Source organism: Nocardioides hankookensis, from assembly GCF_042658885.1.
Lineage (GTDB): Bacteria > Actinomycetota > Actinomycetes > Propionibacteriales > Nocardioidaceae > Nocardioides > Nocardioides hankookensis.
Genome location: NZ_JBHSRJ010000004.1, coordinates 1567577 through 1580593, shown reverse-complemented (window position 1 = coordinate 1580593; position 13017 = coordinate 1567577). Strand labels below are relative to the sequence as shown.

Annotated in this window: 12 protein-coding genes and 2 riboswitches; of the genes, 4 read left to right on the top strand and 8 right to left on the bottom strand. The window is 73.5% G+C overall.

Annotation, left to right across the window (positions count from 1 at the left end):
- Nucleotide 1: 1 nt before the first annotated feature.
- Nucleotides 2-147, bottom strand: a riboswitch (cobalamin riboswitch).
- A complete protein-coding gene (locus tag ACFPYL_RS14155) occupies nucleotides 142-702 on the bottom strand; it encodes an AAA family ATPase (protein ID WP_379155232.1) in 561 nt (186 codons plus the stop codon). It overlaps the preceding riboswitch by 6 nt.
- Nucleotides 703-730: 28 nt before the next feature.
- On the opposite strand from ACFPYL_RS14155, the gene cbiE reads away from it, so the two are divergent.
- Together cbiE and ACFPYL_RS14145 are read left to right on the top strand one after the other, a co-directional pair.
- Nucleotides 731-1927, top strand: a complete 1197-nt coding sequence (gene cbiE, locus ACFPYL_RS14150; protein ID WP_379155229.1) for a precorrin-6y C5,15-methyltransferase (decarboxylating) subunit CbiE — start codon at nucleotides 731-733, stop codon at nucleotides 1925-1927.
- On the top strand, nucleotides 1924-2673 hold the full coding sequence (locus tag ACFPYL_RS14145; protein ID WP_379155226.1) for a cobalt-precorrin-4/precorrin-4 C(11)-methyltransferase: 750 nt from the start codon (nucleotides 1924-1926) through the stop codon (nucleotides 2671-2673). The genes cbiE and ACFPYL_RS14145 overlap by 4 nt, the downstream gene beginning before the upstream one ends.
- Here ACFPYL_RS14145 and ACFPYL_RS14140 read toward each other — a convergent pair.
- The 7 genes from ACFPYL_RS14140 to ACFPYL_RS14110 form a co-directional block, all read right to left on the bottom strand.
- Nucleotides 2588-4171 carry a precorrin-2 C(20)-methyltransferase gene (locus ACFPYL_RS14140; protein ID WP_379155224.1) on the bottom strand — a complete coding sequence of 528 codons (1584 nt, stop codon included), beginning with the start codon at nucleotides 4169-4171 and terminating at the stop codon, nucleotides 2588-2590. The genes ACFPYL_RS14145 and ACFPYL_RS14140 overlap by 86 nt on opposite strands.
- Nucleotides 4168-4824 carry a precorrin-8X methylmutase gene (locus ACFPYL_RS14135; RefSeq protein WP_379155221.1) on the bottom strand — a complete coding sequence of 219 codons (657 nt, stop codon included), beginning with the start codon at nucleotides 4822-4824 and terminating at the stop codon, nucleotides 4168-4170. The genes ACFPYL_RS14140 and ACFPYL_RS14135 overlap by 4 nt, the downstream gene beginning before the upstream one ends.
- Nucleotides 4821-5621: a nitrite reductase gene (locus tag ACFPYL_RS14130; protein WP_379155218.1), complete on the bottom strand. Its 801-nt coding sequence runs from the start codon at nucleotides 5619-5621 to the stop codon at nucleotides 4821-4823. The genes ACFPYL_RS14135 and ACFPYL_RS14130 overlap by 4 nt, the downstream gene beginning before the upstream one ends.
- A gap of 55 nt (nucleotides 5622-5676) precedes the next feature.
- Nucleotides 5677-5877: riboswitch (cobalamin riboswitch) on the bottom strand.
- A 9-nt stretch (nucleotides 5878-5886) separates the two neighbouring features.
- Complete coding sequence (locus tag ACFPYL_RS14125; protein WP_379155216.1) at nucleotides 5887-6789, bottom strand: haloalkane dehalogenase; 903 nt, start codon at nucleotides 6787-6789, stop codon at nucleotides 5887-5889.
- Nucleotides 6786-7670: an SCO6745 family protein gene (locus tag ACFPYL_RS14120; RefSeq protein ID WP_379155214.1), complete on the bottom strand. Its 885-nt coding sequence runs from the start codon at nucleotides 7668-7670 to the stop codon at nucleotides 6786-6788. The genes ACFPYL_RS14125 and ACFPYL_RS14120 overlap by 4 nt, the downstream gene beginning before the upstream one ends.
- Nucleotides 7667-10222 (bottom strand): sulfatase-like hydrolase/transferase, encoded by a 2556-nt coding sequence (locus ACFPYL_RS14115; RefSeq protein WP_379155212.1) that lies wholly within the window; start codon nucleotides 10220-10222, stop codon nucleotides 7667-7669. Before ACFPYL_RS14115 ends, ACFPYL_RS14120 begins: the two co-directional genes overlap by 4 nt.
- Nucleotides 10219-10650, bottom strand: a complete 432-nt coding sequence (locus ACFPYL_RS14110; RefSeq protein WP_379155210.1) for an SRPBCC family protein — start codon at nucleotides 10648-10650, stop codon at nucleotides 10219-10221. The genes ACFPYL_RS14115 and ACFPYL_RS14110 overlap by 4 nt, the downstream gene beginning before the upstream one ends.
- Before the next feature lie 55 nt (nucleotides 10651-10705).
- Here ACFPYL_RS14110 and ACFPYL_RS14105 point away from each other — a divergent pair, with 55 nt between their 5' ends.
- Entirely contained in the window at nucleotides 10706-12442 is a 1737-nt protein-coding gene (locus ACFPYL_RS14105) for an arylsulfatase (protein ID WP_379155208.1), read from the top strand.
- Entirely contained in the window at nucleotides 12439-12990 is a 552-nt protein-coding gene (locus ACFPYL_RS14100; RefSeq protein ID WP_379155206.1) for a hypothetical protein, read from the top strand. The genes ACFPYL_RS14105 and ACFPYL_RS14100 overlap by 4 nt, the downstream gene beginning before the upstream one ends.
- The last annotated feature ends 27 nt before the right edge of the window (nucleotides 12991-13017 follow it).

Sequence of the window (13017 nt, the reverse complement as noted above, 5' to 3'; positions counted from 1 at the left end):
GGATGATGCGTGGCGCGAGGCCGGTCTTCGGACTTCCCAGCTCTGTTCCTGAGTCACCGCAGCGGGCCTGTGCCGGACTCTCACCGGCTTCCCAGATTCTCCCCTCGGCCGTTGCAGCGTCGGGGCACCTCGTGCCGTCGGTCAGGCTAGCGGCTCGACGACGTCGTGCACCCAGCGGTCCACGTCGCGCGTGCTGCGCAGCCGCACGATCGGCAGCTCGGGCCGCTCGGCGGCGACGACCGGCACCCGCTCGTCGTAGAGGTTCCGGGTGCTGATCGCCCAGCGCACGATGTGCTCGTCGTCGGTGAAGAAGTGCCAGAGCGGGCCTTCCTGGTTGCCGTTCCAGAGCTCCTCGCGACGCAGCCGCCGTCGCAGGGTCCGGCGTACGACGCGGCTCAGGGTGAGCGGGAACGGCAGGTCCACCCAGACCATCAGGTCGGCATGCCGGGTGAGCAGCGGGCGGGCGTAGTCGTACTGCCACTCGCACACCCAGGAGTCCGCGGCCACGACCGCGTCGACGTCGGCCTCGAACTCCGGACGCTTGGTCCAGCCCGGCCCGTGGTGCAGCCCGTCCATCTCGGTGTGCGGCAGGCCGAGGAGCTCGCCGATCCGGGCGGCGAGGGTGCTCTTGCCGGATCCGCTGACCCCGGCGACCGCCACCCGTCGTGGCCGGTAGGGCAGCGGGTCGGTCGCGGTGAGCACCGCGGCATCATGCCCTAAGGTCTGGCGCGTGTCCGATCTGCCACGCATCACCGTCCTGGGCGTGGGAGCGGACGGACTCCCGGATCTGGCGGTGCGGCGGCTCCGGGCCGCGGAGGTCGTCGTCGGCGGCGCCCGCCACCTCGCGATGGTGCCCGACGACGTGTCGGCGGAGCGGGTGCCGTGGCCCTCGCCGCTGCGCGCGGGCCTGCCCGCCCTGCTGGAGCGGTACGCCGGACGCGACGTGGTCGCCCTCGCCTCCGGCGACCCGATGATGTCCGGGATCGGCACGACGCTCGTCGAGCTGCTCGGCGCCGACGCGGTGCGGATCGAGCCGGCGGTGTCGTCGGTCGCCCTGGCGCGCGCCCGGATGGGCTGGTCGTCCGAGTCCTCAGCGGTCGTCACCGTCGTCGGCCGCGACCCGCACGCGGTGCTCCGCGAGCTCGCCCCCGGCCGGCGGGTCCTGGTGCTGTCGTCCGACGCCGACACCCCGGCGACGCTGGCGGGGCTCCTGGTCGAGCAGGGGTACGCCGACAGTGCGATGGCCGTGCTCGGCGACCTCGGCGCCGCAGGCGAGTCGCGGGTCGACGCGACGGCGGCGAACTGGGTCGGTCCAGCGTCGGCCCTGAACGTGGTCGCCCTCGACCTGCGCGGCCCGGTCGTCGGCTCCTGGGTCGCCGGGCTGCCTGACGACGTGTTCGAGCACGACGGCCAGCTCACCAAGCGCGACCTCCGCGCCAGCGCGCTCGCCCGCCTTGCCCCTCAGCCCGGCCAGCTGCTCTGGGACGTGGGCGCCGGCGCCGGCTCGGTCGGCGTCGAGTGGCTGCGCGCGCACCCCACCTGCGAAGCCCTCGCCGTCGAGCAGGACCAGGAGCGCGCCGACCGGGTCGGCCGCAACGCGGCCCGGCTCGGTGTCCCGCACCTGCAGGTCGTCCGGGGTCGTGCACCCGACGCACTCGCCGACCTCGCCGCTCCGGACGCCGTCTTCGTCGGAGGCGGCGCCACCGCCCCCGGTCTGCTCGACCTCTGCCGCGACCGGCTGCGACCCGGCGGTCGCCTGGTCGTGCACGGGGTGACGCTCGAGACCGAGGCGCTGCTTGCGGCGGCGTACGCCGAGCACGGCGGCGAGCTCACGCGCCTGGCGGTCGAGCAGGCGGCGCCGATCGGCTCGTTCACCGGGTGGAGCCCCGCCCGGACCGTGACCCAGTGGACCTGGAGCAAGCCATGACCGTGCACTTCGTCGGCGCCGGACCCGGCGCGGCCGACCTGCTGACCCTGCGCGCGGCGGCGCTGCTCGCGGCGGCCGACCTCGTCCTCTACCCGGGCACCTACCTCGACCACGCCGTGCTCGCGCACTGCCGCGAGGGAGCACGGCTCGTCGACACCCAGGACCTCGACCTCGACGCGATCCTGGCCGAGCTGGTGGCGGCCCACGAGGCAGGGCAGGACGCCGTACGCCTCACGTCGGGCGACCCGTCGGTCTACTCCGCCATCGCCGAGCAGACCCGCCGGCTCGACGACGTCGGTGTGCCGTGGGACGTGACGCCCGGGGTGCCGGCGTACGCCGCAGCCGCCGCGCTGGTGGGCCGCGAGCTGACCGTGCCGCTCGTGTCGCAGTCGGTCGTCCTCACCCGCACCCAGGCGCGCTCGACCGCGATGCCGGAGACCGAGTCGCTGGCGGCGTTCGCGGCCACCCGCGCGACGCTGGTGCTGCACCTGGCGATCACCCGGACCCGGGAGCTGATGGCCGAGATCGCGGGCGAGTACGGCGAGGACTGCCCGGTCGTCGTCGTGCACCGCGCGTCGCAGCCCGGTGAGCTGGTGCTCACCGGCACCGTCGGGGACATCGCCGACCAGGTGGAGGCAGCGGGCCTGCGTCAGGCGGCGGTCATCCTGGTCGGCCGGGCGCTGGCTCGTGACGGTGGGGAGTCGTGGCTGTACTCGACCGAGAGGTCCACACCGCGCCGCGCGTGACCCGGGTGCCCGACGAGCCGACGATCAGCAGGCACTTCATGTCGATCGTGTCGGCCTCGAGCTCCGCGAGCGTCGTGACGGTGAGCGACTCCTCGGCCCGCCCGACGTCGCGGCCGACGACGACCACGGTGTCGGGCGATCGGTGCTCGAGCAGCACCTTCTGCATCTCCACGACCTGGTGGGTGCGCGAGCGCGAGGCGGGGTTGTAGACGGCGAGCACCAGGTCGGCCTGCGCGATCCCGCGCAGCCGCTGCTCGATCAGCGGCCACGGCTTGAGCCGGTCGGAGAGGCTCACCACGGCGAAGTCGCCGCCGATCGGCGCCCCCGCCCGGGCCGCCACCGCCTGCACCGCACTGACGCCGGGCAGCACCCGCACGGCCACGTCGGCGTACCGCTCGTCCTCGGCCGCCTCGTAGACCGCGGACGCCATGCCGAAGACGCCCGCGTCGCCGCCGGACACCACCGCGACCCGCTCGCCGGCGAGCGCCAGGTCGAGCGCGAACCGCGCCCGGTCCAGCTCGACGCTGTTGCCGGAGGCGTGCCGGGTGAGGCCGGCCCGCTGCGCGACGCGGTTCACGTACGGCGCGTAGCCCACCACGTGGTCGACCTCCGCCAGGGCCGCCGTGACCTCGGGCGTCACCCAGGCCTCCGGGCCGGGTCCGAGGCCGATCACGAGCAGCTCGCCGACCTGTCGTTGGTGACCAAACGAAGGCTGGGAGCGCTCTCTTTCTGTCGTTGGTGACCAAACGTCGGGCCGCCGGCCCGCGCCGTGCCGCGAGTCGCCGGCGACCAGGACGAGCGAGAAGTAGGGGACCGAGTCGGGGTCGACGTCGGCGACGGGCAGCCAGCGCTCGTCCACCATGGACGCACGCTCGACGTAGACCGCGTGCTCGAGACGGCCGGCGGCGGCCAGGGCGCGGCGTACGGCGGGGAAGGTCCGGCCGAGCTTCATGATCACGGCGGCGTCGGTGTCGGCGAGCCGTCGCGCGAGCTCGGGCTCGGGCAGGGTGCCGGGCAGCACGGTGAGCACGTCGGTCTGGCGGGCGAGAGGAGAGGCGGCGACGGCGGTGGCGGCCGAGAAGGCGGGTACCCCCGGGACGATGACGGTCTCGAACCGCTCGGACAGGGCGTCGTGCATGTACATGAACGAGCCGTAGAACAGCGGGTCGCCCTCGGCCAGCAGCACCACGTCGCGACCGGCCGACAGGTGGGCGGCGAGCCGGCCGGAGGCCTCCTCATAGAAGGCGGCCATCGCGCCGGCGTACCCACCCGGGTGCTCGGTCGCGCCGGTCGTGACCGGGTAGCGGAGCTCCTCCTCGATCACCCCGTCGGGGATCAGCGAGGCGGCGATGCGCCGCGCGTTCGACGACTTGCGGACGCCGGCGTGGTAGGCGACGACGTCGGCCGACGCGATCAGCCGCGCCGCCTTGAGCGTGACCAGCTCCGGGTCGCCGGGCCCGACGCCGACGCCCCAGAAACGTCCGGGTATCGCGGTCACTCCGCCTCCTGGGCCAGCGCGTTGATCGCGGACGACGCCATCGCGGAGCCGCCGCGGCGGCCACGGACGGTGACGAACGGGAGGTCGATGCCGTGGTCGGTGCCGAACGACGCCAGCGCCTCCTTCGACTCGGCCGCGCCGATGAACCCGACCGGGCAGCCGACGACCGCGGCCGGGCGGGGTCCGCCGTCGAGGATCATCTCCAGCAGGTGGAAGAGCGCCGTGGGGGCGTTGCCGATCGCGACCACGGCCCCGTCGAGCAGGGGTTCCCACAACGAGACGGCCGCCGCCGTACGCGTGGTGCCCCACGTCGTCGCCAGGTCGGGGACCTGCGGGTCGGTGAGGAAGCAGTGCACCGGGTTGTCGGCGGGCAGCCGTCCGGCGGTGATGCCCATGGCCACCATCCGCGCGTCGGTGAGGATCGGCGCGCCGAGCATCAGCGCAGTGCGAGCCGCCGAGACCAGCTCCGGGTGGATGACCAGGTCGTCGACGAGGTCGACCTGGCCGGATCCGTGGATCATCCGGACGGCGAGCTTCTCGGCGTCGGTCGGTACGCCGTCCAGCCGGGCCTCGCGGCGGATCGTCGCGAACGAGTCGACGTAGATCGCAGGCCCGTCGTCGACGTAGGTGTACGCCTTCCGCGGCCGCCTCATGCCGGCACCAGGACACCGCGCCACGGGGTGACGACGAGGTCGGTGTCGAGGTCGGCGAGCGTCGGGTCGACGACGCCGTCGACCGCGGGGACGTGACGGCCGCCCGGGACCTCGCCGTACGCCAGTGGTCGGGAGGGCAGCGGGACCAGGCGGTCGGGTGGCCGCACGGGCACCAGCGGCTCGGGCAGCTCGACCGGGTGCCACTCGGCCGTCCGTGCCGCCAGGAACGCGCCCGCCAGCGAGACCAGCGCCACGGGTGCGTCCGCGATCGGGACGACCTCGCTCCACCGGCCGCCCACCAGGAGCTGAGCCGTGAGGTCGTCGAGCGCGACGAGCCCGAGGTCGACGGGTCGGTCCAGCAGGTCGCCGCGTCCGTCGTCGAGCACGAAGAGGAAGCGCCCGGGCAGGTCGGCGAGCACCGGGTCCGCGCACAGCAGCCGGTCGAGCTCCGCCACCACGGGCCGCAGGTCGGCCCGGCCGTCGGCGAGTCCGGACTGCGGCGACACCATCAGGTTGCGCACGAGCTCGTGGCTGCGCGACGGCAGCAGACCCGTCCCCTCGATCGCCGCCACCACGTCGTCGGTGACCTCACCGAACCCGCGGACCTGGAGGTTGGCGCGACCGGTGACGTGGACGTCCCCGTCGCCGTACGCCGCCGCCACGTCGAGCAGCGCCCGCAGGGCGCCGGCCGGGACGCGGCCACCGGCGAGGCGGAGCCGCACCAGGTTGCCGTCGTCGGCGGGCCAGGGGCGGAAGACGCCCGGGCACCGGTCGCGTCGGGGACGAGTGCTGGTCACGGTGGGGCCTCCGCGGTCAGGGGCTCGTGCGCGGAGCCCGCGGGGTTCCTCGCGGCAGGTGCCGTGAGGGCCAGCAGGTCTTCGGACTCGGGATCCACCGGTGCGGGACGCCTTCCCAGGTCCACCCCGTCGACCGAGGAGGAGCCCAGTGGCCTTGCATGTCCCGCCCGTCACCCATACCGCTGCGCGTCAGTCCCGGACTCTCACCGGGTTCCCTGACCACCGAGGTGGCACGACTGGCGGACCAGACGCTACCGGACCCGCATCAGCCGATGAAGGCGACCAGCCGCCGCGCGACCTCCGGACCCTGGTCCTCCTGCAGGAAGTGGCCGCCGCCCACGATCGTCGTGTGCGGCTGGCCGGCGGCGCCGGGGACGTGCTCCTGGAACCAGCGCTCACCACCACCGGTGATCGGGTCGCTGTCGGAGAAGAGCGTGACGAACGGCTTCTCCCAGCCGGCGAGCACCTCGCGGGCGGCGACGTTCGCGGCGCTCGCCGGGTCGTCGGGGGAGGTCGGCACCAGGGTCGGGAAGATCCGGGCGCCGGCCTTGTAGGAGTCGTCCGGGAACGGCGCGTTGTACGCCGCCACGACGTCGGCCGCCGGCGGCGTCACGACGCCCATGCTCACGATCGCGCCGAGGTCGAAGTCCGGTGTCGTCTGGGAGAACTGCTGCCAGGCCAGGAACGCCTCGCTCATCGGCTCGTGCCCGGTCGGCAGACCGGTGTTGCCGATCGCAACCCGCGCGAACCGGTCCGGGTGCTCGGCGACCACGCGCAGGCCGACCAGACCACCCCAGTCCTGGCCGAAGAAGGTGACTGCACGCAGGTCGAGCTCGTCGAGCAGCAGCGTCCGGACCCACTCGACGTGCCGCGCGTAGCTGTAGTCGTCGCGCTCGGTGGGCTTGTCGGAGCGACCGAAGCCGACCAGGTCGGGGGCGATGCAGCGCAGCCCCGCGTCCACGAGCACCGGGATCATCGTGCGGTAGAGGTAGCACCACGACGGCTCGCCGTGCATGAGGAGCACGACCGGCCCGTCGGCCGGTCCCTCGTCAAGGTAGTGCATCCGCAGGGTGCCACCGTCGCCGTCGGGCACGTCGGCGTAGTGGGGCGCGAAGTCGAAGCCGGGCAGGCCCTCGAAGCGGTCGTCGGGGGTGCGCAGGACCTTCACGGCGTGACTCCTTCGGAGAAGCGGGGCAGTCGGGCGGCCGGCATCCACTGCGGGCCGGCGGTCTCGTCGATGCGGGTCACCAGGCGCCCGCCGTACGGCGCGAGCAGGTCGATCAGCGCCTCGGTGCGCTCGAGCCCGAGCAGCCGCCAGGGCCGCTCGCTGAGCCGGTCCGTGCGCATCTCGATGTCGGCGCGGAGCGCCAGGCCGGCGGTGTTGACCCGACCGTTGGTCGCGAGGCCGCGCGCCTCGAGGTCGGTCATCGCCGCCTCGAGCGCCGCGTCGTCGGAGCCGCGGCTGCGCGGGATCCAGTCGGGCGGGTAGTCCATCATCGCGTTGTGCAGGACGCCGACCTGGGTCGAGCTCAGGTCCTCGGCCGTCAGGATCGCGAAGTGGGTGTCGCCGCGCCACTCGCGCAGGCAGTTGACGGCCAGCCACGCCGACAGCAGCGGGTCGTCGGGGCGCGGCCGCTCGCGGTGCGCCGCGAAGAGCACCCGGCCCGAGCCGGGCAGGGCGTCGGCCGCCTCCCAGAGCGGGCCGGCCAGGTCGGCCAGGCCGTCGCAGACCTCGGGCACGTACTCCCGCAGCCCCCGCACGACCGCGCGGTCGCGGACCGCAGCGATGGCGTCGTACGACGTCCGCTCGCGGGCCAGCGCGAGCGAGAGCTCGATGTAGGCCGGGCTGATCGAGTAGAACGCGGCCGCCACCGCCTGGTGGCCGGCCGGCGCGAGCGGCGCTGCCCGACTGACGATGTAGTAGGTGCCGGGGACGTCGAGACCGAGCTCGGCGCTCTCCGCCTCGGCGGTCGGGTCCCAGAAGATCCAGCCGACCAACCGGTGCGACTCGAAGGCGGCGCGGGCGCTGAGGTCGGTCCAGTCGGTCACCGTGCGTCCTCCCGGGCCAGCACCAGCCTGACCATCTCGCGCGCGACCATCGGGGCGGCGTTCTGGTTCTGCCCGGTGACCAGGTCGCCGTCGACCACCCAGTGGTTGGCGAAGGGGTCGCGGAACCGCGTCGCGGACTCGAAGACGGCGCCGGCCTTGCGCAGCTCGGTCTCCGGGTGCCTCGGCGTCGAGGTGATCCGCAGCTCGCGCACCTGCTTGTCGGTGACCGCCGAGACCTTCCGGCCCTCCACCAAGGGTCGTCCGTCGGGCGCCTTCGCGTTCACCAGGCCGAGCGGGCCGTGGCAGACACCGCCGATCACCAGGCCGGCCGCGGCGGCCGCCGTCATCTGCTCGGCGAGCGGCTCCGAGTCGCCGAGGTCGAAGGCGGCGCCCCAGCCGCCGGCCAGGTAGACCAGGTCGTAGTCGCCGACCTCGACGTCGGCGATCGCCGGGGAGTCCTGGAGCTTGGAGGCCAGGATGTCGTCGCCGAGGTAGCGGTCGTCGGCCGTGGTGCGGAGCACCGGCTTGAGCGACATCGGGTCGACCGGGATCACGCCACCCAGCGGGCTCGCGACGTCGACGTACATCCCGGCGTCCTCGAAGTAGTAGTAGGGGACCGTGAGCTCCGAGGCGAAGACACCGGTCGGCGTGCCGTCGCCGAGGCGGTCGTGGTTGGTGGCGATCACCAGCGCCCGACGACCAGCAGCCTCCTGCGGTACGGCGTCCGCGTCGTCCGGGTGCATGCCGAGGCGCTGCGCGAGCCGACGCAGCGCACGGGCCGGCTTCGGCGGGCGCACCAGGTCGGGCTCGCCCTGGCGGCGCGCGACGTAGGGCCACGGGTGGTTGCGCTCCGGGACGCAGCGGCGCTGCTCCTCCTTGAGCCGGTCGCGCAGGTGGTCGAAGGCGGCCTGAGCGGTCGGGTCGTCCCACCGGTTCAGGGCCTCGACCGGGTCAGCCGTCAGGTCGTAGAGCTCCCACTGGTCGGGCACGGGAACCGTCCGGTACTCCGGGCCGGCCGCGCCGTTGGCGGCCAGGTGCCGTCGGCCGGGCTCGGTCCAGGTCGCCGGGTCGTCGAAGGTGCGCACCAGCTTCCAGAGATGACCATCGACCCGCGCGACGACGCCCTCGAAGTTCGCGCCGACGTGGGCGGCGACCTGGATCCGCAGGGGAGCGGGCGGGTCGGCCCTGCGGCCGAGCTGGCGGGCCAGGCCGGAGAGCCCGGTGTCGCCCTCGAGCATGTTGTCGCGGGTGATCAGGTAGACGGCACGGTCCGCGTCGGCGAGCGCCGGGTCGGAGACGACCGGCATCAGGTCGCGGCCGGGCAGCGGGTGCACCTCGCTGAAGTCCCGCCGGAGCTCGGCGGCCACCGCGTCGGCGTCGATGCCGGCGGCCGCGAGCAGGGTCGGGACCAGGTCGACGTGGGACGTCGGGTCGGCGACGGTCGCCGCGCTCGTCGGAGCAGCGCCGGTCCGGGCCACGATGAACGGCACCCGGGTGGCCTCCTCGTAGAGGTTGAACCACTTCTGGTGCAGCCCGCCGTGCGCGCCCAGCAGGTCGCCGTGGTCGGAGGTCCGCACCAGCACGGCATCGCTCGAGCCGGCGGTGACGGCACGTCGTACCCGGTCGAGCGGAGCGTCGGCCTCGGCGTGCAGTCGGTAGTACAGGTCGCGGTAGGCCTGCGCCTTCGACCGGTAGATGCGGCCGATCGCCGACGGTGGTCCGTACGCCGACGGGTAGGACTCGCGGAAGGCGATCTGCGCGGCCGGCTTGAGGGCCAGGTCCTCGTTGGCCGTCGGCGGCTCGGTGACGTGCGGCGGGTCGAGGGGGCTCGGCGCGATCGGCATCCGGCGCACCCACTTGGGGAAGAGCACGATGTCGTGCGGGTTCACGAAGCTCGCGACCAGCAGGAACGGCCGCAGCGCGTCCGCGTCGCCGGCCCGTCGCCGCGCGTAGCGGTCCTGGAGCCAGGCGACCAGCCGGTCGGCGATCAGCGGGTCGCGGCGCAGGCCGCTGTCGGACAGGCTCGCGCCGTGCGGCTCGGGCCCGACCCAGCCCGAGAAGCCGTACGGCGCCAGGGGATCCGCGTCGACGTACTGCTGCACCGCGTCGGGGATGACGTCGCCCGCGGGTGTGTTCGTCTCGACGCGGCGCCCGTCCGGCGTGTGCAGGTCGGCGTGGCTGATGTGCCACTTGCCGTCGTAGTGGGTGTCATAGCCCGCGGCCCGGAACCAGTTGCCCAGCGTCGGCACCTCGCCGCGCGGCAGCCAGCGCATCCGGCTGTCGTCGGCGGCCTTGCCGAGCCCGTCGGTCTGGGTGACGCCGTGGACGTCCGGGTAGTGCCCGGTGAAGATCGTGGGGCGCGACGGCACGCACGCCAGCGAGCCCGTGTAGTGCCGCTCGAAGGAGACGCCGTGCTCACGGAACCACCGGGTGCCGGCGAGTGTGCGCTCCCGCCAGGCCGTGAGCTCCGGCCCTTCGTACGGCGGGGCCGCGCGCTCCTCGTCGGTCATCAGGATGACCACGTCGGGCCTCTGCTCGGCAGGGCTGGTCATGGCTGGCTCCTCAGGTAGGTCCCGAGGCTCTGTGTCAGCTGGTCGCCGGCCTTGCCGACCTGACGCGCCACCAACCGGTCCAGCAGCGGGCCGCCGCGGGTCGCGACCGTGCCGGTGAGGGTCACGGCGGTGCCGGTGCCGTCGGGCGCGAGCGTCCAGGTGTTGCTGGCCGCGGTGACGATCGCCGGCAGCCCGGCGATGTCGTAGGCGAGCTCGCGCCCCGGCTCCCAGACGGTGATCGTCTCGCGGAGCGCGGCCCGGCCGACCTGCACCCGGCGTACCGTCCCCGGTCCGGGAGGGCCCGCGGTCAGCAGGCTGCTCTGCGAGACGTTGCTCGCCCAGCGGCTGATGTCGGCGAAGCCGGCCAGCAGGTCCCAGACCACGTCGACGGGGACTGCCACCGACACGTGCGACGCCGTGGTCGTCATGCGTCGAGTTCTATCATTTGGCACAACTGTTGCCAATAGTTGCTAGCGTCAGCCCATGATCGGACGCACGTTCGCCGAGTCGACGCCGTCGTTCCCCGCACCGGTGCGAGCCCGCGAGGGAGCCCCCAACGTCGTCTACGTCCTGTACGACGACCTGGGCTGGTCCGACCTGGGTTGCTTCGGGTCCGAGATCTCGACCCCGACCGCGGACCGGCTGGCCGCCGAGGGGCTGCGCTACACCAACTTCCACGTCACGCCGCTGTGCTCTCCGACCCGCGCCTGCCTGCTCACCGGGCGCAACCACCACGCGACCGGCATGGGCCTGCTGCCGAACTTCGCGATGGGCTACCCCGGCTACCGCGGCGAGCTCCACCACTCCACCGCGACCATCGGCGAGATGGCGCAGTCGCAGAGCTACACGACCCTCGGGGTCGGCAAGTGGCACCTGACGCCGATGAACCAGTTCACCGGCGCCGGCCCCTTCGCGCAGTGGCCGCTGCAGCGTGGCTTCGACCGCTACTACGGCACCCCCGACGGGATGACGAACCAGTGGCGCCCCGACCTGATCGAGGACAACCACTGGACCGAGCAGCCCGACGACCCGGACTACCACTTCACCGCCGACATCGTGGACAAGGCGATCGGCTACGTGCACGACCACCGCAACGGTGACGCCACGAAGCCGTTCTTCCTGTACGTCGCGTTCTGTGCGCCGCACTTCCCGCACCACGTGCCGAAGGAGTACGTCGACAAGTACGTGCCGGTCTTCGAGAAGGGCTGGGACGCGACCCGGTCCGACCGCCTGGAGCGGCAGAAGGAGCTGGGCCTGGTCGGCGCCGACACCGAGCTGCCGCCGCGCAACCCCGGCGTACGCGCCTGGTCGGACTACGCCCCGGAGGACCAGGCGGCGATGGTGCGCCTGCAGGCGGCGTACGCCGGGATGGTCGAGCACACCGACGAGCACCTGGGCCGGCTGGTCGCGGCGCTGGAGGAGATGGGCGAGCTCGACAGCACGCTCTTCGTGCTGATGAGCGACAACGGCGCCAGCCAGGAGGGCGGCGAGGTCGGCTCGATGAACGCGGTGAAGTTCTTCACCGGCTACGACGCGCCCGAGCAGGAGCTGGCCGCCGTCCGCGAGCACCTCGACGAGATCGGCGAGGAGCAGTGGGTCAACACCTACTCGATCGGCTGGTCGATGGCGGGCAACACCCCGCTCAAGCTCTGGAAGCAGGACACCCACGGCGGCGGCGTGCGGTCCCCGCTGATCGTGCGTTGGCCTACGGAGATCGCCGACCCCGGCGGCATCCGGACCCAGTTCCACCACGCCATCGACCTGACCCCGACCGCCCTCGAGGTGACCGGTCTCGTCGCGCCGGCGTCCGTCAAGGGTGTCGAGCAGCGACCGCTCGACGGCGAGAGCCTGCGCTACACGTTCGCGGCGCCCGGCGCGCCGACCCGGCGGACCGTGCAGTACTTCGAGATGAACGGCCAGCGCGCCCTGTGGCAGGACGGCTGGAAGGCCGTCGCCCACCACGAGCCGATGCTCAGCCCGGTCCTGGTGCTGACCGGCCAGGCCGAGGCCGTCACCGACTTCGACGCCGACCGGTGGGAGCTCTACCACCTCGACACCGATTGGAACGAGCTCCACGACCTCGCGGCCGAGGAGCCCGAGCGGCTCGCCGCGATGGTCGAGCTCTGGTGGAAGGAGGCCGAGCGCAACGACGCGCTGCCGCTCGGCGCGATCATCGGCGGCATGAACGGCCCGATCATCACGGGACGTTACGACCGATGACCACCTCCTGGAGGCTGTACCCCGGGCCGGGACGCGTGCCCGACGCCGCGGCGCCCGACGTACGCGGTCGCTCGCACGCGATCTCGGCGTCGGTCCTGCTCCCGGGACCGGACGACGGGGGAGTGCTGGTCGCCCACGGCGACCGGATGGCCGGGTACGCCGTACGCGTCGCCGCCGGGCGACTGGTCCACCACTACGTGCACGGCGGTGGGCTCACCACCACCGTGTCGAACCGGACGGTCCCGTGGGGGCGGACCGTCCACCTGGAGGTGCGCGTCGACCGCCCACGCGAGGGGCAGGGCGACGGGGGGACCGTCACGCTGCTGGTCGACGGAGCCGACGCCGGCTCCGGCACCCTGCCGGTCCTGGCTCGGGCCAGGACCGGCTACACCGGCGTCGACGTCGGCTGCGACCGCGGGCTCACCGTCGGCGGCTACCCGTCACCCTCGCGCTTCACCGGCCGGCTCGGCTCGGTGCTGGTCTCCGCCGAGGACGACCAGGTGCTCGACGAGGCGCTGATGTGGGAGATCGCCGACGCGGCTGGGTGAGAGGGCGACCCCAGGACGTCCACCGTT

Excerpts from the sequence above, each read along its gene's own strand:
- ACFPYL_RS14145 (WP_379155226.1), top strand. The coding sequence starts at position 1,924 with ATGACCGTGCACTTCGTCGGCGCCGGACCCGGCGCGGCCGACCTGCTG.
- ACFPYL_RS14135 (WP_379155221.1), bottom strand. The coding sequence starts at position 4,824 with ATGAGGCGGCCGCGGAAGGCGTACACCTACGTCGACGACGGGCCTGCG.
- ACFPYL_RS14115 (WP_379155212.1), bottom strand. The coding sequence starts at position 10,222 with ATGACCAGCCCTGCCGAGCAGAGGCCCGACGTGGTCATCCTGATGACC.
- ACFPYL_RS14110 (WP_379155210.1), bottom strand. The coding sequence starts at position 10,650 with ATGACGACCACGGCGTCGCACGTGTCGGTGGCAGTCCCCGTCGACGTG.
- ACFPYL_RS14105 (WP_379155208.1), top strand. The coding sequence starts at position 10,706 with ATGATCGGACGCACGTTCGCCGAGTCGACGCCGTCGTTCCCCGCACCG.
- ACFPYL_RS14100 (WP_379155206.1), top strand. The coding sequence starts at position 12,439 with ATGACCACCTCCTGGAGGCTGTACCCCGGGCCGGGACGCGTGCCCGAC.